We start from the raw sequence: 25,691 nt of genomic DNA on the forward strand, positions 1-25,691 counted from the left end.
AAACTTATGAAAAAACTATATATTTCTCTTTTATTTTTAGCATTTACATTGGGTATAAATGCCCAAATAATAGTAATTGACCCTGGTCATGGTTATGGATCAACTACCAGTAATAATCCAGATGGAAGAACCGCTACAGAAATTGAAACTGCTTTAGCTGTAGGTTTAAAAACACGAACTTTAATTCAAAATAATTGTAGTGCATTAACGGTACAAATGACCAGAACAACCAACATAAATGGATGGATTTCAGTAACACAAAGAGCACAAATGGCTAATAACTGGAATGCCGATCGATTAGTAAGTATTCATTGTAATGCTGGTGGTGGAACAGGAACTGAAACCTTCTATTGTACTTATGATGATAGCAATACAACTCCCGACATTAATTTTTCAAAAAAAATACAAGCAGATATGGTTACCAATGGTTCTTTTAACAATAGGCGTTGTGTAGAAGATAATTCTTATTTGGCTTATCATTTAGGTGTTTTAAGATATTCATCTGCAACTGCCTGTTTGAATGAAATTGGCTTTGTAGATAATACTACAGATGCTGCAAAATTAAACAGCAACACATGGAGAGATAAATTTGCATTATCTTATTTTAACTCGTTAAAATCGAATTTAAATATTAGTTGTAACGCAACAGCTTCTCCTGGCAGTTTTACACTAACAGCAACTCCTGAATGTGTTAACAATTCGAGTCGTATTAATCTAACCTGGACAACATCTGCAAATGCTACTTCTTATGATATTTATCGAAATGGTTCGTTATATGCTAGCAATATTACGGGAACTTCATTTTTAAACACTTATGTAACAAATGGAACAACATACACTTATTATATTAAAGCTAAAAACAGTACTGGTTCGATAAATAATTCTAATGGTACTTTAACTCGAACTGCCACTTGTATTCCGGGTTCATTTACTTTAACCACTACTGCGACCTGTAGTGGTTCTTCTAGTGCCATAAATCTAACCTGGACAACTTCTTCTGGAGCAACTTCTTATGATATATATAGAAATGGTAATCTCTATGCTAGTGACGTTACTGGAAACTCTTTCTTAAATACCTATCTCATTAATGCAGGATCAACCTATACTTATTACATGAAAGCTAAAAATAGTTCTGGCACTTTAAATAATTCTAATGGAACTCGTTCTGTAACAGCTACAAGTTGCAGTAGAACAATAAATAATAATGATGTGTTATTAGCAAACAATGAGATTAAAGTGTATCCAAATCCTGCTGTCAATGAAGTAACACTTGAATTGAATCAAATTAAAGGAAAAGGAATTATGATAAGCTTATTTGATATTTCTGGAAAACAAATACAAGAATTACAATTTCAGTCAAAAGAAGATTCTTTAAATCAATCTATTGATATTTCTAAACTGAATAGCGGTATTTATTTTATGAAGATTACGGTTAATAATGAAGAACATATTAAAAAATTTATTAAGAATTAAAAAAAGGCGCTTTAAAAAGCGCCTTTTGTATAACTATAAATTTGTGGTGCAACTTTTAAAATTTACAAAAATAAACAGGTTTATGAATATCTATCTTATTTTTGGTCTCTTGTAACAAACCCGTTTTTGGGTCTCTTGTATATACCACAATAGTATTAGAACCTTGATTAGCAACCAAAACGAAATCTTCTTTGTCAGAAAGTATAAAATTCCTTGGACTTAACTCGGTTGGAATAGTTTGTATTTTTTCTAAAGTTATTCCATTATTGGTTTTTAAAACTACTAATTGATTGTCTTCTCCCCTAACCGAAACATACAAAAATTGATTATCATTACTTAACTTTATTTCAGCCGCAGAACCTAATCTTGTCTCTTTATCCGTTAAACTTATTACTTTATTGAGTTGTAATTTATGCTCTGAGTAATCAAATACAGCAACTTCATTGGTCAACTCAAAAACAACATATAAGGTGTTCCCTTCTTTATTAAAAACAATATGTCGAGGTCCTGAACCTAATGGCATTTTTGTAGAAATTGTTTCTTCAGGATATAATACAAACTCATTTTCGTCTTCAATAAATGGAATAATATCAATAGTATCATTTCCTAAATCGGCCACAAAAAGGCTTTTTTCATTAGGATGAAAAACAACACAGTGAACATGAGCTTTTTCTTGTCTTTCTTTAGTTACACTATTCCCTTCATGCTGAATTACTTTAGGATTGTTTATTATTTCACCCGTTTTAGTTATTGGATATACAGCTAAATTTCCACCCGAATAATTGCCCACAACTATTGCTTTTTCATTTGGACTAAAAGCAAGTGTACAAGGATCGTCTCCCAAACTTGGAACCGTAGAAATCTTTTGAAACAGTTGTTTTTCTTTATCATAAGAAAAAGTGTGTAGTAATCCTCCATTTTCACTCTGAATTTCACCTACACTAGCAAAAATGCTTTTAGAATCATTGCTGACTACGAAGGAAGGATTAAGCAAACTATCAATTGTATATTTTAATACTACCTTTTGTTTATCTGGAAAAAAAGAAATCAAATTAATACCTTGAGAAAGAGAATCTGTATAAGTTCCTATTAAATAATTTTCAGAAATAATTTCAACTTCTTTTGATACAACATTACTTTCAGTTGTTTTTTCCTTTTTACAAGATACCAAGGCAAATAAAGCAATATAAATACTACTTACAATTTTCTTATTCATAATACAAATTGTTTTAATTCAGTCGCATCAATGGCATCGTGTGAAGCTGAATAAATAGTCTTTCCATTTCGAATAACCAAAATTTGAGGTGATTGATGCATAACATTATAACGAACAGCTATTTCATTAGATACCTCTCTGTAATTTAATAAGTCTAAAAGATACCAATCCATTTCGCTATCCGTAAAAGAATATGCTTCATCAAATCGTTTTAAAGCAAACCGACTAATACTACATCTTGTACTATGTTTAAATAGCACTATTGGTTTTTCAAAAGAAGCGGTATCAATTGCGTTTAATTCTTCTATATTGGTTAAAGTATAAAACTTCGGTTCTATATTAGATTCCTGATTTTCTTGGCTTGGAGTACCAAAAAGTTTATTTAAAAAACTCATCTTTTTATTTTTTACAAAGTTAGGAAAAGTATCATTGAAATACGAATAAAACAAAATTTAGAACAGATACTATTTTTCTAAAACTGCTTTTTGCTTACTTAAAAATGCTACGTCTTCAAAGAGCTTATGTTCATTCATAAATTTAATTAATTGATTCAACCGATCTATATCCTTATATTTTAGATTCCATGAAAGTTTACGTAAACAAACGGAACATAAAGCATTAGGCCTCGAATCTCCTTCTGCCAAATTGTTAACCCCATTCATCAAACATTTTGCTTCAATACAATGAGCTAAAGAAAACATATGACTAATTTCATGGCTTGATGTTTTTATAATTCGCCTTAAACAAATAGGATACGTTTCTTTATTTAACCCATTTTCTGTATATCTAAAAATAGAAGATACTGCTGTCCTCTTATCATAACTAGCCAATCCAAAAACAAAATTCCATTTGGGATTTGGATACAAATCTTTTGCTGTTAAAGCCATGAAGACTATCGCGTCCTTAGGCATTTTAGATGGTAAAAGAGAATGAATTATATAACTGGCATCAAATTGATGATTGCCATGGTGTATTCTTTGTTTATCAGATGGAATTTCCAATTCCGATATGGCCTCTAATTGAATGGTTTCTAAACCAAAAAACAATCGTATATAAGTTATATTCCAATCAATGATTTTCTTTTCCCAATCGGTAAAAATTCCTATGGGTTGAATGTATATTTTATTCTTGTTTTTTGTAGGCTTTACTATTTTTTTATTTTTAAAATACTGTTCAAATGATTGACCATTTTCATCATGCACACTTAACCAATCTCCAGGTTGTGGATCGGGTAAAGGTAGATTTAAAAGATGTAATTCATCATAATTAGGCAATTTAAAAGATGATGATGTTACAATTGTTTTATGCTTTATCTTATTTTGTTCATTATTCTTTTCTGTACAAGAAAAAAGAAAAAGGGAAAACAGTATATAAAAAAAGTACTTCATAATTTTTGCGTGTTACAGTCATTTTTGTAGTAAAAAAGACTTTTTGACTTGTTTTAAAGGTTTTTCTATGTAGTAAACATTCAAAAAGCAGTCATTTTGTCATAAAACAAACATTGGAATACAAATTGACTACATCTGAATAAAACAACAATACTAGAAATAAAAAAATATGAATTTTAATAATTATACAATCAAATCACAAGAAGCCATTCAACACGCACAACAAATTGCGCAAGGTTTAGGGCATCAACAAATAGAGAACGAACACATCTTTAAAGGTATTCTAGAAGTAGATGAAAATGTAACTCCATTTCTACTAAAAAAACTTAATATAAACGTTGAATTATTTAAAAAAGTATTAGATAGCACTATTCAAAGTTTTGCAAAAGTATCTGGTGGAGATATTATGCTTTCTCGTGAAGCTGCCAACACATTAAGTGAAGCATCTATCATTGCTAAGAAAATGAACGATGAATTTGTATCTATAGAACACTTAATCTTAGCTATTTTCAAATCTAAAAGTAAAGTTGCCCAAATTTTAAAAGATCAAGGGGTAACCGAAAAAGAATTAGAAAGCGCTATTACAGAACTAAGAAAAGGAGAACGTGTTACTTCTGCTTCCGCTGAAGAAACATATAATGCCTTAAACAAATATGCTAAAAACTTATGTGAGTTAGCCAAAAATGGAAAATTAGATCCCGTTATTGGCAGAGATGAAGAAATTAGACGCGTATTACAAATTTTAACACGTAGAACAAAAAATAACCCAATGCTCATTGGTGAGCCTGGTGTAGGTAAAACAGCCATAGCTGAAGGATTAGCACATCGTATTGTGGATGGAGATGTACCAGAAAATCTAAAAGATAAAATAATTTATTCTTTAGATATGGGTGCCTTAATTGCTGGTGCAAAATATAAAGGAGAATTTGAAGAACGTTTAAAATCTGTGGTAAAAGAAGTAACTTCAGCAGAAGGAGATATCGTTCTTTTTATAGACGAAATTCACACTCTAGTAGGAGCTGGTGGTGGTGAAGGTGCGATGGATGCTGCCAATATTTTAAAACCAGCTTTAGCTCGTGGAGAATTAAGAGCTATTGGAGCAACTACATTAGATGAATACCAAAAATACTTTGAAAAAGATAAAGCCTTAGAACGTCGTTTTCAAAAAGTAAATGTAGATGAACCTGATACAGAAAGTGCCATTTCTATATTGAGAGGTATTAAAGAAAAATATGAAACACATCATAAAGTGCGTATAAAAGACGATGCTATCATTGCTGCAGTGGAATTATCACAACGTTACATTACCAATCGTTTTTTACCTGATAAAGCTATCGATTTAATGGATGAAGCAGCGTCAAAATTAAGAATGGAAATTAATTCTAAACCTGAAGAATTAGACGTATTAGATCGCAAAATAATGCAATTAGAAATTGAAATTGAAGCGATTAAAAGAGAAATAGAATATTCGTCGAACACTTATGAAAAAAACAGTAGTGTGAGACAAAATGATGAAATTAAATTAAAAAGTTTAGGTTTAGAATTAGCCAATTTAAAAGAAGAACGCAACGAAATTTTTGCTAAATGGAAGTCAGAAAAAGAAGTGGTAGATAATATTCAAACTATAAAACAAGAAATTGAAGATTATAAAGGAGAAGCAGAAAGAGCGGAAAGAGATGGTGATTATGGAAAAGTGGCTGAAATTCGTTATGGAAAAATTAAAGAAGCACAAGAAAAACTTGATACTTTACAAAAAGAATTAGAAGAAAATCAATCTGGCACTTCATTAATTAAAGAAGAAGTAACCCATGAAGATATTGCTGAAGTAGTAGCAAAATGGACAGGAATTCCTGTTACCAAAATGTTGCAAAGTGATAGAGAAAAATTATTGCATTTAGAAGATGAATTACACAAACGCGTGGTAGGCCAAGAAGAAGCAATTGAAGCTATCAGTGATGCTGTAAGACGAAGTCGCGCTGGTTTACAAGACACTAAAAAACCTTTGGGTTCTTTCCTGTTTTTAGGAACAACAGGTGTTGGTAAAACCGAATTAGCCAAAGCATTAGCAGAATATCTTTTTGACGATGAAAATGCGATTACTCGTATCGACATGAGTGAATATCAAGAACGTCACAGCGTAAGTCGCTTAGTAGGTGCACCTCCAGGTTATGTAGGCTATGATGAAGGCGGACAACTTACAGAAGCGGTAAGAAGAAAGCCATATTCTGTTGTGTTATTAGATGAAATTGAAAAAGCACATCCAGATACTTTTAATATTTTATTACAAGTACTAGATGAAGGCCGTTTAACCGATAATAAAGGACGCTTAGCCGATTTTAAAAATACGATTATAATTATGACTTCAAATATGGGAAGTCATATTATACAAGAAAAGTTTGACAACTTAAAAGGAAATATCGAAGCCGCTACAGAAGCAGCCAAAGTAGAAGTTTTAGGATTATTAAAACAAACGGTTAGACCAGAATTTATCAATAGAATTGATGAAATAGTAATGTTTACACCTTTATCAGAAAATAATATTAGACAAATTGTAAGCTTACAATTAAAAAGCTTAACTAAAATGTTAGCGCATCAAAATATTACTATGGATGCTACACCAGAAGCTATCGATTATTTAGCAATGAAAGGATATGATGCTGAATTTGGTGCCAGACCTGTAAAAAGAGTCATCCAAAGAGAAGTTTTAAACCAACTCTCAAAAGAAATTTTAGCAGGACATGTTACCAACGATAGTGTTATCTTATTAGATAGTTTTGATGGAAAATTAGTTTTTAGAAATCAATAAAAAAAGATAAAAAACAGAAGAGTTTTTAGTTAGATTGGTTAGTTAATGAAAAGCACTTTACATTATAAAATGTAAGGTGCTTTTCTTATATAAAGACAACTTTTCATCAGTAAATTAATATAACATAAAAATACCATCTGATTTTTATATCTTTGAAAACCTACTGGTTTCATTTGTAAAAAGCCTTTAAATTCAATAAATGACAGCTAGGTGACACCTAAATGTCGTTATAAAGTAAGCATAGCGTCCATAGCTTTGTACCAATAAAAAAACAATATTATGGAAACACAAACAATTTCAAAAAATTTGGTATACCAAAGAAAATTAAAAGGCTATACTCAAGAAGAATTATCAGAAAAAACACAAGTTACAGTTAGAACAATTCAAAGAATTGAAAAGGGCGAAGTTACCCCTCATTTACAGACGATAAAACTTTTGGCTATAGCTTTACATATTGAAGTAGAAGATTTAATTCCTTTAGAAAATCCAAAAGAAGAAAACATGCAAATAAAATGGCTCCTTTTACTGCATGGAACACCTATTCTTGGCTTAATACTACCTTTATGCAATATTTTATTCCCATTATTCTTATGGATTCACAAAAGAGAAGACAATACAATATATGATGTACAAGGAAGAAAAGTAATTAATTTTCAAATTAACATGACACTTTTATATATTCTTTCTTTTATAACTTTATTAACTATTGAAGGCTGGGGATTCTTTTTCTTTATAGCCGTTATTCCTTTTAGTGTTATTATCTCATTTGTAAATATCTTAAAAACAATTACTTCCCAAACCTGTTACTACCCTTTATCTTTCCCTTTTTTAAAGATCAAAAAAACAACAAACATAATAGCAGTAATTAGTGGTTTATTATTTTTTGTTTTTCCTACGACAATGCATTCTCAAAACATTGAAAGATTAGATAATTCTACCGTTTCCAGTCAAGAATTAACTTCCAGAATTAATCAATTAATGCAGGCTGCAAATGTAGAAGGCATGGCAATAACCATTTTTAATAACAATAAAAGTGTCTATCAAAAAACATTTGGATACAAAGAATCAGAAAAAAAACTCCCTTTAGAATCTAATACAAATATATATGGTGCTTCTTTCAGTAAAGCCATTTTTAGTGTTCTTGTTATGAAACTTGTGGAAGAGAAACTAATCGATTTAGATACTCCTTTGGTATCATATTTACCAAAAAAAATATATGAATACAAACCTCAAACAAGATGGCATGATGATTTTTCTTCTTTAAAGAAGGATAGTTTATATGAAAAAATTACAGCTCGAATGTGCTTATCACATACAACAGGTTTTGCTAATTACAGATGGTTTGAAAAAGACCAACAGTTACATGTTAATTTTGAACCTGGATCGCAATATAGTTATTCTGGTGAAGGCTTTATTTTTTTGCAAGTTGTTTTAGAGAAATTAACGGGTAAAGGATTAGAAGAATTAGCGCAGGAACTCATTTTTAAGCCTTTAAAAATGAGTCGTTCTAGTTATCATTGGAAAAAAGAATTTGAATCTGATTTTGCATATGGATATACCTCAGATGGCAAAAGAAACATCAAAGATACTGATAATGAACCTCGCGGAGGCGGAACTTTAGAAACCACTGCTTCAGATTATACTCAATTTCTAACAGCAGTTTTACAACGCAAAATCTTAACACCTAGTTCTTGGAAAGAAATAATAAAACCACAAATAAGAATTAAATCACAAATGCAATTTGGAGAAGAATCGAAAATTGAAACAAATAAATACAATCATATAGCTTTAAGCTACGGTTTAGGATGGGGTGTTTTTCAAACACCTTACGGACCAGGAATGTTTAAAGAAGGTCATGGTGGTGGTTTTCAGCACTACTCTATTTTATTTCCAAAAGCAAAAATAGGAATTATGATAATGACAAATAGCGATAACAGCGAAAGTATCTTCAAAGAAATTTTAGAGATGAGCATAAAAGATACTTTTACACCATATGAATGGGAAAATTATATTCCCTATACCGAAAGAAAATAAAGAAAACTCATCTTTTTTAATAGAAAACCCAATTAACAAAAATTAATTGGGTTCTTTTTTTATAAAACAAAATATTTTAATGTTGATGCATTTTTTCAAAAGTACTTATTAAAAGACGTTTCATTTTTGTTACAGCACCAGAAAAAGCTTTTTCAATGGTATCTCCATGCTCGGTTACAACAATAGGTTCTTTTTTGGCTATTCTAACTTCAAGCAGGCATTTTTTATCATTTTTACTTACTTTATCGCTGTTCTCATCTTTAAAATGAACTTCTACCCTTGTAATTTTATCATCAAAATGAGCAAATTCTTCTCTTATTTCTGATGAATAAAAAGAAACTAATCTTTCGTTTCCTTCAATGTTCTTGTCTGTATTAATTTGTATTTGCATAGTAAAATTTTTTATTTGTTTCTTTAAAATTACATCTGAAAAATTAACAAAACAAGCATTTTAATATAAGTTTAGGAAAATAAATAATAGCCAAAAAACCATTAGAAACATAACTAACTAACAAACAATTAGTTTCAATAATAAAAAAAGCAAACATAACTAATCGTAAGAATAAGACTACTTTTGTTTTTAACACAAAAGTAGTTTGCAATAAAAATTTAACTATATTAGATTCAAAATTATTAGTACTTATATAATGAAGATTTTTATTAGAAATATGGCTTGTGAAAGCTGTAAAGTTGTCGTTAAAGATGCTCTTGAAGAATTAGACCTTCATCCTGTAAAAGTTGAATTAGGTATAGCAGAAATTAAAGAAGAGATCAATTCTGAGAAAAAACAAGAGTTCAATCAAATTATAAAAAAAGTAGGATTAGAAGTTGTTGAAAGTAAGGGTGGTATTTTAATTGAGAAAATAAAACATCTTTGCCAAGAATATATTGAAGAAGAAGCAAACATTAAAGTTAATATTTCTGATTATTTAAGTAAAAAATTAGATAAAGATTATAGTTATTTATCCAATGCTTTTTCAGAAGTAACATCATGTACTATTATTCATTATATTAACTTAATTAAAATTGAAAAGGCAAAAGAGTTGATTTTATTTGAAGAATATAATTTTACTGAAATAGCTACTAAACTAAATTTCAGTAATTTATCTGCATTTTCAGCACAATTTAAAAAAATAACCGGTTTTAGCCCTTCTTACTATAAAAAGTTAAAAGAAAAAAGACGTAAGGCTATTCAAAGTTTAACAAAAGATTTAAAGAAAAAATAATCCATAAAATCCATAAATTTCTGACTAAAATTTTAAAGTTTTTGAAAGAAAAAAGAATTATTTTTGTGTATAAAAACCAAATAAACAAATGAGTGAAATTAATATTTTTTATGCAGATGATGATGATGATGATTTAATGTTTTTCAATGATGCTGTAGTGGCAATATCTAAAAAAGCTGAAAAAGCAATCACTCTTCACATACATAAAAACGGAGAATACCTTCTCGATGGAATTAAAAAAAATAGAATCAACAATAGCGTTGTTTTCTTAGATTTGAATATGCCTAGAAAATCTGGATTTCAATTTTTAGAAGAAATTCGAAGCGAACCAGAAATTAAAGAAATTCCTGTTATTATTTATTCTACAAGTTCAGATGATGAAAATATTTTATTAAGCCATAATCTTGGAGCAAATTTCTATGCCGTTAAACCCTATAATTTTAATGATTTAATTAAGATGATTATTAATGTAGCTGAGATCAACTGGCAAGAGCATAAAGCAGATTATGATAATTTCCTTTTTAATAAAATAGTTAATTAAACCTTTTTCATCAGCAACTGTTATTCCCATGATTTTTAAAGATATTGTTAATAGAGATATTGTTAATTTACAAAATTGCGAAGACGAACCTATTCATATTCCTGGTTTAATTCAATCGCATGGTTTTTTATTAGCTATAAATGCAACAACAGAAATAGTTACTGTTTGTAGCGAAAATATAAATGAGTATCTCAATATATCTTACGAACAAGTTTTAGGAAAAAAAATTGGGCTATTATTCAATAATCCCTTTTTAGAAGAAGTTCGTCACTTTAAAACAGATGCAACTAGCCCAACAAAAGTCTTTAATTTTTCAATTGAAGAGAAATTATTCTCCATTAGTATACATGCATCTAAAACAGAAATTATAATTGAAGCAGAACTTACCGAAAACCAATTTAATGAAGGAAACAAACTTTACAATTCTTCTAAGCAATTATTAAGTTATATTGAAGATAGCTTTACTCTTAAAGAGTTAGCCAATGCTGTTGCTATTACAATTAAGAAAATTACAAATTATGATCGTGTAATGATTTACCGATTTGATGCAGAATATAATGGAGAAGTAATTGCCGAAAGCAAAGAAGAACATTTAGAGTCATTTTTAGGTTTGCATTACCCACACACCGATATTCCTGCTCAAGCGAGAGAATTATATATAAAAAATCATTTAAGAATTATAGGTGACGTAAATTACAAACCTATTCCTTTATATACTTTTAACGAAAGCAATTTAGACACACTCGATATGAGTTTATCTGTTTTAAGAAGTGTCTCTCCTATTCATATTCAGTATTTACATAATATGGGTGTAGGTGCTACACTCACTATTTCGTTACTTCATAAAGGAAAATTATGGGGACTAATTACTTGTCATCATTATTCTGCAAAATATTTAAGTCAGGAAATAAGAAATACTGTAAAACTTCACGGTCATTTTATTACTTCACAAATCGATGTACGATTATTAAATGAAGAATACGAAATTGCTCGAAAAACAAGTTTAGCTGTTGAAAGTTTAGTTTCAAAAAAACTAACACTTGATAGAAGTTCAATGGAAGATTTGTTTAAAGACAGTGCCATCATAAGTTTATGCAATAGTATTGGTGTTTCAGCCTTGATTGAAGATAAAGTTTATACTTTTGGAGCAACTCCAGCAAAAGAAGATATAAAAAGAATAAGTAATTCTCTTTTACATTATAGTGAAAATGGAACTTTTTGGACACATTCTTTAGCTAGAACTACATCAAATTTGTCTTTTATAGCCAATGAATTTCCTGGTATCATTTATTATTCACTAGGTAACGATCAAGATTGTTTAATTTGGTATCGTAAACAAACCATAACTGATATTAATTGGGCTGGAGATCCCAAAAAATCAATCGAAAAAGATAAAAACGGTTTGTCTCCGAGAAAATCTTTTGAGAAATTTACTGAGAGCGTAAAAGATAGTAGTCGTCCTTGGCTTAAATCTGAAATCACGGCTAGTTTAAATTTTTTCAATTTTTTTCAAATTCATTTACGTTCTATTCTTTTAAATGAAGAAAAAGAAAATCAAAAAATATTAAGTGAAATTCTTAAAGAAACTAATGCCGAATTAGAAAACATAAATTGGATTAGCACTCATGATTTACAAGAACCGCTTCGAAAAATAAGAATGATGGCCTCTATGCTGGTGGGTAGTGATGAAGTAGAAACATTACCCGAAGATGTACAAGTAAAAATTGTAAAAATGCAAAATTCTGCAGAACGCATGCAGGTTTTGATTAATGATATTTTAAAATATACTAAAACAAATAATCAGAGTACCAGTTTAGAAAAAGTGGATTTAAATCTCCTTTTTAATGAGTTACAAGAAGAATTAAAAGACAATCTACAAGACAATAAGGCAACACTTGAAATTAAGAGCTTACCTCACATTCAAGGAACTCGTTTCTTATTAAAACAATTGTTTTCTAACATAATTTATAATTCTTTAAAATTTAAATCTCCACTGCGAAATCCAATTATTACCATTGAAGAAACAGTAGATTATGAGGATGTTATATTAAAATCTGGCAATTATTATAAAATTGAAATAACAGATAATGGTATCGGTTTTGATAAAGAATACAATGAAAAAGTCTTTAAAATATTTTCTAGGTTAAATAATAAAAATGACTATTCAGGTTCAGGTATTGGTTTAGCGCTTTGCAAAAAAATAATGACAAAACACAATGGTTTTATTAGCGCAGAGGGAAAACCAAATAGCGGAGTTACTATTAAAATGTATTTTCCTAAACTTTAATTTTTTTTAAATTTTATTGTAACCAATGTTTCAATGCTATAAAGGTATCTTTTGCTCCTTGAAGCATTACATCTCCATCTATACTATACGAAGAATTTTCAACATTATCCTTAAAAGCACCCCACATGTCTTGTGTTTTAGCATCGTAAGAGTTAAAATATGACAATAACGTTTTATCTTTTAAATCTAGTTGCTTCATTATCATAGAAACAATAATTTGACCTCCTAAAGTTGAACCTTCAATAACATACAAAACACCTAATGCATAAGAAAGAGATGTTATCTTCTTAGAAAATTCATTATTGATAGGTAAAAAAGAAACTCCCATCAGCATTAAGTCTTTCTCTAAATGAGATATATGTTTTCTTATTTTTATATCTGGCATTATCGATTCTTCAATGTTATCCTGCAATTTATTTTCAACCGAAAAATAAAACCCATACAATTTTAAAAGTAATGTTGCATATTCCTCTTGTGTTTGTAAAGCCTTCAATTCTTTCACCAAAACTTTTTCAACCTCTGTATGAAATAATTTTGTTTCTTCCTTTATTCTAGTTATCAAGGTACTATTTTAAAAATTAATACTCAAAGTTACTGCAAAAAACCTTAGAATACCTATATGTTATCATATAAACAGTAAGAAAATAACACAAAAAATAGTTTCAAATTGAAAAACAGGTATTTATACCTATATAGAAATGAAAACATGTTATTACTTTTGAAATAAATAAAAAATATATGAGATTCTTAGAAAAATACAAATTAGAAATCCTATTGTGCTTACTGTATCTATTTATATTTGGTTCAATTTCAATAGTAATAATTTGAATTTTTCTTAAAATAATTTTTATTTGATAAAAAATTATGTTAATTTAACAGTAAATTTAAATTTAAAAAGCAATTATTATGAGAAAAAACAAACTACTCTTCTTAGTAATTATTGTGTCTTCAATTGGTATTAACAACTCTTTTAGTCAAAACTCTATTAACAGCTCAGGAAACACTATTATTTCTGCTGGTAATGGTTCTATTTCCTATTCCGTAGGTCAGGTTGTATATACTACCAATTTTGACACAAGTGGTTCGGTCGCGCAAGGTGTGCAACAACCTTACGAGATTTCAGAAGTATTATCTTCAGTAGATTTTTCAGATTTAGTGAAAGATTTAAAAATTTTTCCAAATCCTTCTACAGATGTATTAACAATTAACATGTCAAATTTAGGAGACACTTCCCTAGATTATGAATTAATTGATAGTAATGGTAGAGTTTTAATACAAGAGAAAAATATTGCCAGTGAGACTAACATCCAAGTTGCATCACTTCCATCTGCTATTTACTTCTTGAAAATCAAAAATCAAAATACAGACATAAAAACATTCAAAATAATCAAAAAATAACAATATGAAAAAAATTTACACATTATTAGCTACATTATTCTTTTCTTTATCAATGTTAGCTCAGGCACCTGAAAAAATGAGCTATCAAGCTGTAATTAGAGATGCATCAGATGCATTAGTTGTTTCTGCACCAATTGGCATACAAGTTAGTATCCTTCAAGGTTCTGCTAGCGGAACAGCTGTCTATGTTGAAACTCAAACTCCTACCACAAATGCAAACGGTTTAATTAGTATTGAAGTGGGTTCTGGAAGTGTAGTTTCTGGAACGTTTAATACTATCGACTGGTCTACTAATTCTTATTATATCAAAACAGATGTGGATCCTACTGGAGGAACTTCTTATTCTATATCGGGTACAAGCCAACTTTTAAGTGTTCCTTATGCTTTATTTGCTAAAAGCTCTGGAGGAGTTGCAAATTCTGCCGACTGGGCTGTAAATGGCAATAATATCAATAATACCAATACAGGAAGTGTGGTTGTAGGACCAAACGTAAACAATTCTAACTTAAATTTTTATGTTACTAATACTGGTTCTCCAAAAATGGCTATTGGTAATATGAACAATTTCAACAGTGTTAATTCTGGTGAGTTACATTTCGCAGAAGACACTAATTATTCTTCGTCAGAATGTGGTATCAAATTCCAACACAATGGTAATTTAAATAATTTATATTTAATTGGTGGGTGTCCTACTCCAGATACTATTGCTCGTTTCAACAGAAGTGGATTTTCTAATATGAGAAGATTACGTTTAAGTAATGACTACAATACAAATACAGCGAATCAATTAACCGTTGATGGAAACTCAGATTTCACAGGAGACATGACTATAACTGGAAACTTAACAGTAACTGGTACTATTGCAAAAGGTGGAGGTACTTTCAAAATTGACCACCCATTAAATCCAAAAAATCAATATTTAATTCACAGTTTTGTAGAATCACCAGACATGATGAATATTTATTCAGGAAATGTTAAGACTGACAATAACGGTTATGTAACTGTAACTTTACCTAATTATTTTGAAGCTGCAAACAAAGATTTCAGATATCAATTAACAACAATTGGCTCTTTTGCTCAAGCGATTATTAAAGAAAAAGTATCTGGAAATAAATTTGTAATTCAAACTAGTACTCCAAATGTAGAAGTAAGTTGGCAAATAACAGCTGTAAGAGCTGATAAGTTTGCAAATGAAAATAGAATTGTTCCTGAAAAAGAAAAAGAGTTTAAAGGAACTTATCTACATCCAGAATTATATGGTGCTGGACAAGAACAATCTGAGACTTACGCAAGAAATCAAAAAGCATTACAAGACTTAGAAGTTAAATCAAAAGCTACTAAGAATTCAGACGGACAATAACATAAAAAATTAACAAAGCGTCTATCCTAATCAGACGTTTTGTTTGAATTAAAAAAGGCTTTCTATTTTAGAAAGCCTTTTTTGTATTCTTAATATTTTTTTATTCATTCATAGAAATCAAAAATTCTTCATTATTTTTAGTAGTCTTAATTCTCTTTTCTAAAAATTCCATTGCTTCAATAGGATTCATATCTGCAAGATATTTTCTTAAAATCCACATTCTATGTATCGTCATTTCATCTAACAATAAATCATCTCTTCTTGTACTCGAAGAAACCAAATCAATAGCAGGAAAAATTCGTTTATTAGATATTCTTCTATCAAGCTGAAGTTCCATATTACCAGTTCCTTTAAACTCTTCAAAAATAACTTCATCCATTTTAGAACCCGTTTCTGTTAAAGCAGTTGCTATAATACTTAACGAACCTCCATTTTCAACATTACGAGCAGCTCCAAAGAAACGCTTAGGCTTTTGTAAGGCATTAGCATCAACACCACCACTCAACACTTTTCCTGATGCTGGTTGAACGGTGTTATAAGCTCTTGCCAAACGCGTAATAGAATCTAATAAAATAACCACATCGTGCCCACATTCGACTAATCTTTTTGCTTTTTCTAATACAATATTTGCAATTTTAACATGTTCTTGAGGTTCTCTATCGAAAGTTGAAGCTACTACTTCTCCTTTTACACTTCTTTGCATATCTGTTACCTCTTCCGGACGCTCATCTATAAGCAGAACAATCATATAAACTTCAGGATGATTCGCTGCAATTGCATTAGCAACATCTTTAAGTAACATTGTTTTACCTGTTTTTGGTTGCGCAACTATCATACCACGTTGTCCTTTTCCAATAGGAGAAAACAAATCGATAATACGAGTAGAAATAGTACTTGATCGCTCCGCTAATTTGAATTTTTCTTTTGGAAAAACAGGAGTTAAATGCTCAAAAGAAACTCTGTCTCTTACAACCTGAGGATCATGTCCGTTAATCTTTAATACTCTAACAAGCGGAAAATACTTCTCTCCTTCTTTAGGAGGCCTTACTACTCCTTTTACTGTATCTCCTGTTTTTAAACCAAATAATCTAATTTGTGAAGTTGATAAGTAAATATCATCTGGAGAAGCTAGATAATTATAATCCGATGACCTTAAAAAACCGTAACCATCTGGCATCATTTCTAAAACACCTTCACTCTCTATTATTCCATCAAACTCATAATCTGGTTCTCTGAAATTATTCTTTTGATTGGCATTTTGTCCTTGATTAGTATTTGTATTTTGACCACTATTCCCATTACCGTTGGCTTTTTTATAAGTTGGATGATTGGGATTATTCTGGTTGGCTTTATGATTTGGAATAGTATTTTTAGCAGGTATAGCTGATTTTGCATTTGATTCTTCAGCTGTGCTTTCATTTTTAAGCACTTTTTCAGGAATTTCAGCTTTTTTAACTTCTACAACTTTTTCTTCTGTTTTCCTAGGTCTAGCATTTTTTGTTACTTTAGTATTTGCTCCCTTTGGGCTAACAAGTGCTTCTTTCTTAACATCATTATTCTCTTCATTCTCTTTTTCAGCAATTACTACCTCTGAAGATACTTTTGTTTCTGGCACTTTTTTTTCAATTTTCGAAGCTACAACTCTAGCTCTTTTTGGCTTAGCTGTTTTTTCTACTTCTTCCTTTGTTGAATTATCTTCAACTTTAATAGTTTCAGGATTGGCTGCTTGAACATCTAGAATTTGGTATATTAATTCATCTTTTTTTAATGTTCTGTATTTTTTTACTTTAGCAACTTTAGCAATTTCCTGTAATTCAGAGAGTTTCATCTCTTTTAATACTTCAATATCAAACATGGATATATTATGAATAAATTATTTAAGATTTAGGTCAACAAAAAATATGAGATTTTTTTTGAGATTGTACAAATCGTAGAATGAAGTACTTACGATTGTGTCATGCAATATTACGAATAAAATTGAATAAAACAATAGTTTTTTTAAAAAAGAAAATCTATTTTTGCGGTGCTAAGATAAATTAAATGTTACAAAGAATTCAAACATTATATCTTCTTTTAAGTTGTATCATTACAGCGGCATTACCTTTTGTTTTTTTCTTATGGAAAGAAGAAACAAATAATAATCCTGTTTTTTTTACTTCTTCTATGAAATATATGATTTTATTTGGCTTAACTTCTTTAGTAACTTTAATCAGTATTTTTAGCTATAAAAAAAGACAAACTCAATTTGTTTTAAACAGATTGTCAATCATATTGAACTTTATTTTACTAGGATTTTTTGTGTATCGAACACTAAGCTTATCCGGAGAAACGGAAGTTTCTGAGAAGGGTATTGGGATGATTCTTCCTGCCATTTCTATCGTTTTTCTTGTTCTAGCCAATAGAGCAATTAAAAAGGACGAAGATCTCGTAAAATCTGTGGATCGATTGCGATAAACCTAACATCTTAGTTTATTAGTGCGTTAAAATCCGAATCGTAATGATTCGGATTTTTTTTATAGACACTTATTTTTTGATTCCTTTTATGGTCTATTTTAGCCCCGATAGTAGTGACATCCTTTTCTTTTTTTACTTTTATAAAAAAGAAAAGATATAACGAATAGCGGGATAATTTTAAAATAAGACTACTCCTATTGTGCTTCAAAAAATAAAAACAATAGCTGTTACTTTTTCCCCAACTCAATTATTTCTAAATTTTGAATTTTTTCTCCATCAATTTCAAAACGAAGCATAGTTCTTACTTGATGAAACCCATGTTTTCCAACTGCTCCAGGATTCATGTGCAATAATCCTAATTTTTTATCGGGCATAACTTTTAAAATATGGGAATGACCACAAATAAAGATTTTTGGTGGATTTTTAACTATCTCTCCTCTGATATCAAGATTATATTTCCCAGGATAGCCTCCTATATGAGTTATCCAAACATCTACTTTTTCACATAAAAAGCGATTGTGCAAAGGAAATTCTTTTCTTGCTTCATGGTTGTCTATATTACCAAAAACAGCACGTAAAGGTTTCTCTCTTTTTATTGTATCTGTAACAATTAAGTCGCCTATATCACCTGCATGCCATACTTCATCGGCTTGACGAACATATTTCATAATTTGTTCATCTATATAACTATGAGTATCTGAAAGTAGTAGAATTTTTGTCATACTACAAAAGTAAAAGAAACAATATATAGATAGTTGAATATTTTTTATTGATTATTAACAAAGTTTGGGATTTATAAAGCTAATTTTGGTGTATGATTTTTGTAACTTTGCCACTTTGTAAAAATTATAGTTGATTTTGAGGTATTTTATCAAATTTGCTTACAACGGAAAAAATTATTTTGGTTTTCAAGTACAACCCGACGCTATTTCTATACAAGAAACACTAGATAAAGCGCTAAGTTTATTGTTAAAAGATAAAATTGAAATTGTAGGTGCTGGTAGAACAGATAGTGGTGTGCATGCGAAAGAAATGTATGCTCATTTTGATTACGATACCGCATTAGATACAAACTATTGGACAAAAAAATTAAACTCTTATTTACCAAATGATATTGTCATATATGATTTTATAACTGTTTCTAATGAAGCACATGCTCGTTTTGATGCCACTAGTAGAACCTATGAATATTACATTCATACTTTTAAAGATGCTTTCAATCAGGATGGGAGTTGGTATTTTTCAAAAGAGTTAGAGATAAATACCATGAATAAAGCTTGTGAATTGTTATTTCAACATCATGATTTTGAATGTTTTTCAAAAGTGAATACAGATGTTCACACATTTAATTGTAAAATAACACAGGCTTTTTGGGTTCAAAAAGGAAATCAATTAATTTTCACCATACAAGCCGACCGTTTTTTAAGAAATATGGTACGTGCAATTGTAGGAACGATGATAAACATTGGTCTGGGAAAAATTTCAATTTCCGATTTCAATGATATTATTCTAAGTAAAAACAGAAGTAAGGCTGGTTTTTCTGTTCCAGCTCACGGATTATATTTAGTTAAAGTGGACTATCCTTACATTTATTAGGATTTCCAAAATAATCACATGAAAACACTTTAACAAAGCCAACAATTTAAATTTAAAAAATACATGAACAATATAAAATCTAAGCCATTAAAAAAAATAATGCAATTCGCAAAACCTTACCAAGGTAGGTTTAATTGGGTTATTATTTGGGCAATATTATTATCCATTTTTGCAGCAGCTCGTCCTTATTTATTAAAACAAACAGTAGATGATTATTTAAAAAACCACAATAAAGAAGGGTTATTAATCTATGTTGTTATCATGGGAGTGGTACTCCTTTTAGAAGTCATTGCTCAGTTTTTCTTCACTTATTGGGCAAACTGGTTAGGACAAGATATTATTAAAGATATTAGAGATAAATTATTCAAACATATTACATCGTTTAAGATGAAATATTTTGATAACGAACCAGTTGGTAAACTAGTTACAAGAACCGTTTCAGATATTGAATCTATTGCTAGTATTTTCAGTCAGGGTTTATTTATGATTGTAAGTGATATTCTAAAAATGATTGTTATTTTAGGTATAATGCTTTATATGAACTGGAAGCTTACGCTAATTGTTTTATTAGCAATGCCAATTTTAATTTATGCTACCAATATTTTTCAAAAGAAAATGAAAGTCGCTTTTAATGAAGTACGAAATGAAATTTCTAACCTAAATACTTTCGTTCAAGAAAGACTAACAGGTATGAAAATTGTACAATTATTCAATAGAGAAAAAATTGAATACGAAAAGTTCAAAGAGATTAATCAAAAACATAACAAAGCTTGGCTAAAAAACATTTTATATAATTCTATCTTCTTCCCTATTGCCGATTTTGTTTCATCTTTAACATTAGGAGCTATTGTTTGGTACGGTGGAATGCAAATTTTAGATGGAGCTACAACCACAACTTTTGGAGACTTATTTACGTACACCATGCTTATTAGCATGTTATTCAACCCATTACGTCAAATTGCCGATAAGTTTAACGTTATGCAAATGGGAATAGTTGCAGCTGAACGTGTTTTTGAAATCCTAGAGACAGAGAGTCAAATTCAAGATAAAGGCACTATTGAAGCAAAACGATTTGAAGGGCTTATCTCTTTTAAAGAGGTTCGATTTAGCTATTTAAAAAATGAAGAGGTGTTAAAAGGTATTGATTTAAATATTCCATCTGGTTCAACTATTGCTATCGTTGGAAGTACTGGTGCAGGTAAATCTACCATTATCAATTTATTAAATCGTTTTTACGAAATTGATTCAGGAAGTATTGAAGTAGACACTACAAATATTAAAGAGTATACTCTAGAAAGTTTACGAAAACAAATTGCAGTTGTGTTACAAGATGTCTTCTTATTTGCCGATACTATTTATAATAACATTACCCTTTACGATACAAGCATTACAAAAGATCAAGTAATTGAATCTGCAAAAAAAATTGGAGTACATGATTTTATCATGAGTTTACCTAATAATTATGATTACAATGTGAAAGAAAGAGGTGTAATGCTTTCTTCAGGCCAAAGACAATTAATTGCTTTTTTAAGAGCCTATGTAAGTAACCCAAGTATTCTAATACTAGATGAAGCTACATCTTCTATAGATAGTTATTCAGAAGAATTAATACAAAATGCAACAGAAAGAATAACCAAAGGAAGAACTTCAATTATTATTGCCCATCGATTAGCTACCATTATGAAAGCAGATACCATTATTGTAATGGATAAAGGAAAAATTGTTGAGTCTGGATCGCATTCAGAGTTATTGCGTTTAGAGAATGGCTATTATAAAAACTTATACGAATCGCAATTTTCAGTTAGTGCATAATTGTTTTTATTTCCCATTAATTTACTAGCCAATTTCTATTTAATACATTACTGACAAACACTAAAAAATAATATTATTATAGAGAATTTTTAGATTAATTATTTTGATATAAATGAAAAAATATATTTTCTTATTACTAATTAGTACCATTAATTTATTTGGACAAAATGATACCAAATCTGTACTAATAGAAAAAATATCTGATTCAGAATTTTTTAATAACGAAAGTAAATTTATTAACGAAGAAAAACAAAAATTTAAAAAATTTAAAAGCGAAATAAAATCAAGTACAACAGAAGAATTTTTAGAAAAAATTAGAACCTATTCTAAAGATTCTTTAAAAACTCTTGCTATTAAGCTTTTGAGCATAAAAGAATTAAATGACAAAAAATTACTTCAAAAAGATATATCATTAAATTCTGAATATTATATTCATTTGCTGGATGAATTAAAAGCTAGTGAACTAAATAATATTGAATATTTATTTTTAGAAAAAGAAATAAATAATTATTATTTAATAGAACTAAAGAAAAAACAAAATATAAGTATAACTATAAATATCATTTTTGGAATAGTAATATTAATTCTTATCTATTCTATTTATGTTATAAAATCTAAAAGAAATTCTACTATTATTGAAGAACTTAGTAATCAAGAAATAAAAATAAAAGAATATATACTAAACGGAAAAAGCAATAAAGAAATTGCCGAAGAGCTTTTTATAAGTTTAAACACTGTAAAAACACATATCAGCAACATTTACAATAAACTAAACGTTTCTAATAGAAAAGAATTAATTAATAAATTTCAAAAATAGTACTAGTATTAGTACTTAAATCATACTAAAAAAGAAGTGCTTTTATAGGTGCTTCTTTTTTATTTGCAGAAGTATTAATTAAAAATCGATTAGAAAAATGTTTAAAAAAAAAATCTCATTTTTATTATTCTTATTCAGCTTAATTGGACTTTCGCAAAGTAATTTTAATCTAAATATCGAACTTATAGGTTCAAAAGATCAAATTATAAAAGACGGTAATGTGTATTTATTTAATTTAGAAACAAATCAAATTATTAAACCAATATCAATTGCTAATAAGTTAATAAACTTCACTTCGTTAAACGAAGGAAATTATACGCTTCTTATTAATAGCGAAGAATTTGAAGAATTTGAACAAAAAGTGTATTTAAATAAAAATCAAACTCTAAAAATAGAATTAACTAAAATTAATTTTACTAAACTAAACGAAATTGTAGTAAAAGGCAATAAAAAGACTTTTACAAATTCAAACGGAAATATTAAAGTAGATGTTGCTAATTCTATTTTTAAAGCAATTCCAAATCCAATAGATTTACTTTCAAAACTTCCTAACATTCAAATAAGTGGAGATAAGGAAAACATTTCAATAGTTGGCAGAGGAAATCCATTAATTTACATTGACAGTCAAAGAGTAGGAATAAATGATTTAAATGCTATATCTGTTGAAGATATTAAGTCAATAGAAATTATAAAAAATCCTTCATCTAAATATGAAGCCGAAGGTAGAGCGATAATTTTAATTACGCGAAAACTAAGTAAAAATGATAGATTTGAAACGAACCTATCTGAAGTTGCTTCGTTTAAAAAGAAATTTAATAATTACTTAGGAATAAATTCAAGTTTTAAAAAAAACAAAACCGAAATAAAGACAAATTTTAATTATAATCCATTAAATCCTTGGGAAAGCATAGGAAATGATTTTGAAATTTTAAACAACAATATAACCTCAAATTTTATTGCTGAATCTTACACAAAAAGACGTCAATTCATTCTAGGTAGTGGACTTTATCATCAAATTAATGAAAACGATTACTTTTCATTCAATTTAAATGGAAAAATTCAAAAAGACTATGATAAAAACACTACGAATACTTTTCATAATCAAAATAATATTCAAAATAATATTGAAACATTAAATAATAACGATGAAAACAGAAATTTTTTAAATTCATTTCTTAACTACAACAAAAAAATAAAACCTTTAAACGCAAACTTATTTACTGGTTTTCAATTTTCTAATTTCAATCAAAAGTCAAATAGTATAATCCAAAACAATTATAATAACACTCAATTTGACTTAACACAAAACCGAAATCAAAAATTCAAAGTAAATGTGTTTTCGGAAAGGATTGATTTAGAAAAATCGTTTAAAAATAAAATGAAATGGGAAGCTGGAGCTTTATATTTATCGGCAGAAGCTAATACCAGTTTTGAACTCATAGATTATATTTCAAATAATAATGAAAATTCTAAATATAACTTTAAAGAAAAAAACATTGCGGGTTATACGCAATTATCTGGAAAATTTAAAAAAGTAAATTATTTATTTGGTTTACGAACAGAAAAAACAATCATTAAAGGTAAATATACTCAAGATACTCATTTATTGATTGATAAAAATTATACTAATTTTTTTCCTAAAATACAACTTGAATTTACTATAGATAGCACTAAAACAATTAGTCTGAATTATGCTAAAAATATTTCAAGACCCAATTATTCATCAACAAGCCAAACATCAATTTATACAAATCCTTATTTGGTTTTTTCAAGAAATATTAATTTAAATCCAACCATCACAGATGAAATTTCGGGAACATTTCAATATAATAACAAATCTGTAAAGTTAAGTTTCTATCGAAGTAAAGATCCTGTAAATTTTTCGTTTTTCTATGATTCAGCTATTAACTTAATTGCATTTAACTCTATTAACTATGCCAAAGAATCGGGTATAAATTTAGAATGTACACTTCCATTTAAATACCATTTTTGGAGTTCTAATAACAGTTTTAACTTTATTTATAACAAAATTGAAGATAAATCTGCTGTTTTTAATGAGTCGAAACCTTATTTGTATTATTATTCAAATCATATTTTTGAATTACCAAAAAAAATCGATTTATCTGTTATAGGTTATGGTTTTACAGAACGAAAAGAAGGAGTATTTAGCAGAAATTCATTATTCATTATGAACGTAGCATTGTCTAGAAAAATGCTAAAAAAATTTGATTGTACCTTAAGTTTTAATGATATTTTTAGAAATATGAATTTTAATGAAAATATTATAATAAACAATATAACTTCTAGAGGAATTTATTATACTGATACAAGAGAAATATCCCTTTCAATACGTTATAAATTTGGAAAAATTAAAAATTCGAATTATCAAGAAAAAATTATTGATGAAAATTCAAATAGAATTAGGTAAAAACAATTTCTATTTAATCTAATTACTATTCGCTAAATTACTAACCACTTTTAAAAAATTAATTCTTAAATTCGCAAACGATAATAATTACGATTACTTTTTTAATATAAAAATCAAAAATGACACGAGCATTTGCGACTGTATTTTAACAATAATAAATAAAAGCACAAAAATGAAATACGATATCATTGTTTTAGGAAGTGGTCCTGGAGGATATGTAACAGCTATTAGAGCTTCTCAATTAGGTTTTAAAGTGGCTGTTGTAGAAAAAGAAAATTTAGGTGGAATTTGTTTAAACTGGGGATGTATACCTACCAAAGCATTACTTAAATCAGCACAAGTTTTTGATTATCTTAAACATGCTTCAGATTATGGTTTAACAGTAAGAGAATTTGATAAAGATTTTAATGCAGTAGTAAAACGTTCAAGAGATGTTGCTGAAGGAATGAGCAAAGGTGTTCAATTCTTAATGAAGAAAAACAAAATTGACGTTATTGATGGTTTTGGTAAAGTAAAACCTGGAAAAAAAGTAGAAGTTACTGATAAAGATAATAAAGTAACTGAATATACTGCAGATCACATCATCATTGCAACTGGAGCACGTTCAAGAGAATTACCAAACTTACCTCAAGATGGTAAAAAAGTAATTGGATACAGACAAGCCATGACCTTACCAGAACAACCACAGAAAATGATTGTTGTAGGTTCTGGTGCTATTGGTGTTGAGTTTGCTCATTTTTATAACGCAATGGGTACCGATGTTACTATTGTTGAATTTATGCCAAATGTAGTTCCTGTTGAAGACGAAGATATCTCAAAACAATTTGAGCGTTCTATGAAAAAAGCAGGTATTAA

At 28.8% G+C, this 25,691-nt stretch carries 21 protein-coding genes; 14 read left to right on the plus strand and 7 right to left on the minus strand.

All coding sequences use genetic code 11. From position 1 onward, the window contains the following. Positions 1 to 6: 6 nt before the first annotated feature. Complete coding sequence (locus tag CX675_RS15545; protein WP_165396065.1) at positions 7 to 1,473, plus strand: N-acetylmuramoyl-L-alanine amidase; 1,467 nt, start codon at positions 7 to 9, stop codon at positions 1,471 to 1,473. A gap of 55 nt (positions 1,474 to 1,528) precedes the next feature. On the opposite strand, the gene CX675_RS15550 is transcribed toward CX675_RS15545, so the two are convergent. From CX675_RS15550 to CX675_RS15560, 3 genes are all read right to left on the minus strand, one after another. Then, positions 1,529 to 2,689 carry a lactonase family protein gene (locus CX675_RS15550; protein WP_130736175.1) on the minus strand — a complete coding sequence of 387 codons (1,161 nt, stop codon included), beginning with the start codon at positions 2,687 to 2,689 and terminating at the stop codon, positions 1,529 to 1,531. Then, complete coding sequence (ytxJ, locus tag CX675_RS15555; RefSeq protein ID WP_130736176.1) at positions 2,686 to 3,084, minus strand: bacillithiol system redox-active protein YtxJ; 399 nt, start codon at positions 3,082 to 3,084, stop codon at positions 2,686 to 2,688. The genes CX675_RS15550 and ytxJ overlap by 4 nt, the downstream gene beginning before the upstream one ends. Positions 3,085 to 3,153: 69 nt before the next feature. Beyond that, complete coding sequence (locus CX675_RS15560) at positions 3,154 to 4,077, minus strand: archaemetzincin (RefSeq protein ID WP_130736177.1); 924 nt, start codon at positions 4,075 to 4,077, stop codon at positions 3,154 to 3,156. A 169-nt stretch (positions 4,078 to 4,246) separates the two neighbouring features. Between CX675_RS15560 and clpB the strand changes: the two genes are divergently transcribed. Next, a complete protein-coding gene (clpB, locus tag CX675_RS15565) occupies positions 4,247 to 6,883 on the plus strand; it encodes an ATP-dependent chaperone ClpB (RefSeq protein WP_130736178.1) in 2,637 nt (878 codons plus the stop codon). A gap of 279 nt (positions 6,884 to 7,162) precedes the next feature. Then, positions 7,163 to 8,917: a serine hydrolase gene (locus CX675_RS15570; protein WP_130736179.1), complete on the plus strand. Its 1,755-nt coding sequence runs from the start codon at positions 7,163 to 7,165 to the stop codon at positions 8,915 to 8,917. A 76-nt stretch (positions 8,918 to 8,993) separates the two neighbouring features. Here the strand turns inward: CX675_RS15570 and CX675_RS15575 are convergent, their stop codons facing one another. After that, a complete protein-coding gene (locus CX675_RS15575; protein WP_130736180.1) occupies positions 8,994 to 9,308 on the minus strand; it encodes an HPF/RaiA family ribosome-associated protein in 315 nt (104 codons plus the stop codon). Between the two features lie 256 nt (positions 9,309 to 9,564). On the opposite strand from CX675_RS15575, the gene CX675_RS15580 reads away from it, so the two are divergent. From CX675_RS15580 to CX675_RS15590, 3 genes are all read left to right on the plus strand, one after another. After that, positions 9,565 to 10,143 (plus strand): AraC family transcriptional regulator, encoded by a 579-nt coding sequence (locus tag CX675_RS15580; protein ID WP_130736181.1) that lies wholly within the window; start codon positions 9,565 to 9,567, stop codon positions 10,141 to 10,143. An 88-nt stretch (positions 10,144 to 10,231) separates the two neighbouring features. Then, positions 10,232 to 10,684 (plus strand): response regulator, encoded by a 453-nt coding sequence (locus tag CX675_RS15585; RefSeq protein ID WP_130736182.1) that lies wholly within the window; start codon positions 10,232 to 10,234, stop codon positions 10,682 to 10,684. 28 nt (positions 10,685 to 10,712) lie between these two features. Beyond that, positions 10,713 to 12,971, plus strand: a complete 2,259-nt coding sequence (locus tag CX675_RS15590; protein WP_130736183.1) for an ATP-binding protein — start codon at positions 10,713 to 10,715, stop codon at positions 12,969 to 12,971. Between the two features lie 13 nt (positions 12,972 to 12,984). Here CX675_RS15590 and CX675_RS15595 read toward each other — a convergent pair whose 3' ends face one another. Further along, a complete protein-coding gene (locus CX675_RS15595; RefSeq protein ID WP_130736184.1) occupies positions 12,985 to 13,533 on the minus strand; it encodes a biliverdin-producing heme oxygenase in 549 nt (182 codons plus the stop codon). A 344-nt stretch (positions 13,534 to 13,877) separates the two neighbouring features. Between CX675_RS15595 and CX675_RS15600 the strand changes: the two genes are divergently transcribed. Together CX675_RS15600 and CX675_RS15605 are read left to right on the plus strand one after the other, a co-directional pair. Further along, entirely contained in the window at positions 13,878 to 14,369 is a 492-nt protein-coding gene (locus tag CX675_RS15600) for a T9SS type A sorting domain-containing protein (protein ID WP_130736185.1), read from the plus strand. Positions 14,370 to 14,373: 4 nt separating this feature from the next. After that, a complete protein-coding gene (locus tag CX675_RS15605; protein WP_130736186.1) occupies positions 14,374 to 15,729 on the plus strand; it encodes a hypothetical protein in 1,356 nt (451 codons plus the stop codon). Positions 15,730 to 15,829: 100 nt separating this feature from the next. Here CX675_RS15605 and rho read toward each other — a convergent pair whose 3' ends face one another. Beyond that, the gene (rho, locus tag CX675_RS15610) at positions 15,830 to 17,584 is read right to left on the minus strand and encodes a transcription termination factor Rho (protein ID WP_130736187.1); all 1,755 of its coding nucleotides are present in this window, start codon (positions 17,582 to 17,584) and stop codon (positions 15,830 to 15,832) included. 185 nt (positions 17,585 to 17,769) lie between these two features. Here rho and CX675_RS15615 point away from each other — a divergent pair, with 185 nt between their 5' ends. Beyond that, positions 17,770 to 18,183 carry a DUF4293 domain-containing protein gene (locus tag CX675_RS15615; protein ID WP_130736188.1) on the plus strand — a complete coding sequence of 138 codons (414 nt, stop codon included), beginning with the start codon at positions 17,770 to 17,772 and terminating at the stop codon, positions 18,181 to 18,183. A 227-nt stretch (positions 18,184 to 18,410) separates the two neighbouring features. Here CX675_RS15615 and CX675_RS15620 read toward each other — a convergent pair whose 3' ends face one another. Then, positions 18,411 to 18,905, minus strand: coding sequence for a metallophosphoesterase (locus tag CX675_RS15620; protein ID WP_130736189.1), 495 nt, complete (start codon positions 18,903 to 18,905; stop codon positions 18,411 to 18,413). A 136-nt stretch (positions 18,906 to 19,041) separates the two neighbouring features. On the opposite strand from CX675_RS15620, the gene truA reads away from it, so the two are divergent. The 5 genes from truA to CX675_RS20200 form a co-directional block, all read left to right on the plus strand. After that, a complete protein-coding gene (truA, locus tag CX675_RS15625; protein WP_130736190.1) occupies positions 19,042 to 19,779 on the plus strand; it encodes a tRNA pseudouridine(38-40) synthase TruA in 738 nt (245 codons plus the stop codon). Between the two features lie 63 nt (positions 19,780 to 19,842). Further along, positions 19,843 to 21,591, plus strand: coding sequence for an ABC transporter ATP-binding protein (locus tag CX675_RS15630; RefSeq protein ID WP_130736191.1), 1,749 nt, complete (start codon positions 19,843 to 19,845; stop codon positions 21,589 to 21,591). A 112-nt stretch (positions 21,592 to 21,703) separates the two neighbouring features. Then, positions 21,704 to 22,408 (plus strand): response regulator transcription factor, encoded by a 705-nt coding sequence (locus CX675_RS15635; RefSeq protein WP_130736192.1) that lies wholly within the window; start codon positions 21,704 to 21,706, stop codon positions 22,406 to 22,408. Positions 22,409 to 22,505: 97 nt separating this feature from the next. Then, the gene (locus CX675_RS15640) at positions 22,506 to 24,836 is read left to right on the plus strand and encodes a TonB-dependent receptor domain-containing protein (protein WP_130736193.1); all 2,331 of its coding nucleotides are present in this window, start codon (positions 22,506 to 22,508) and stop codon (positions 24,834 to 24,836) included. A 172-nt stretch (positions 24,837 to 25,008) separates the two neighbouring features. Continuing rightward, positions 25,009 to 25,691: FAD-dependent oxidoreductase (locus tag CX675_RS20200; protein ID WP_240723663.1), on the plus strand; the 683-nt coding region annotated here is incomplete at its 3' end.

Source organism: Flavobacterium sp. J27 (assembly GCF_004303025.1).
GTDB lineage: Bacteria > Bacteroidota > Bacteroidia > Flavobacteriales > Flavobacteriaceae > Flavobacterium.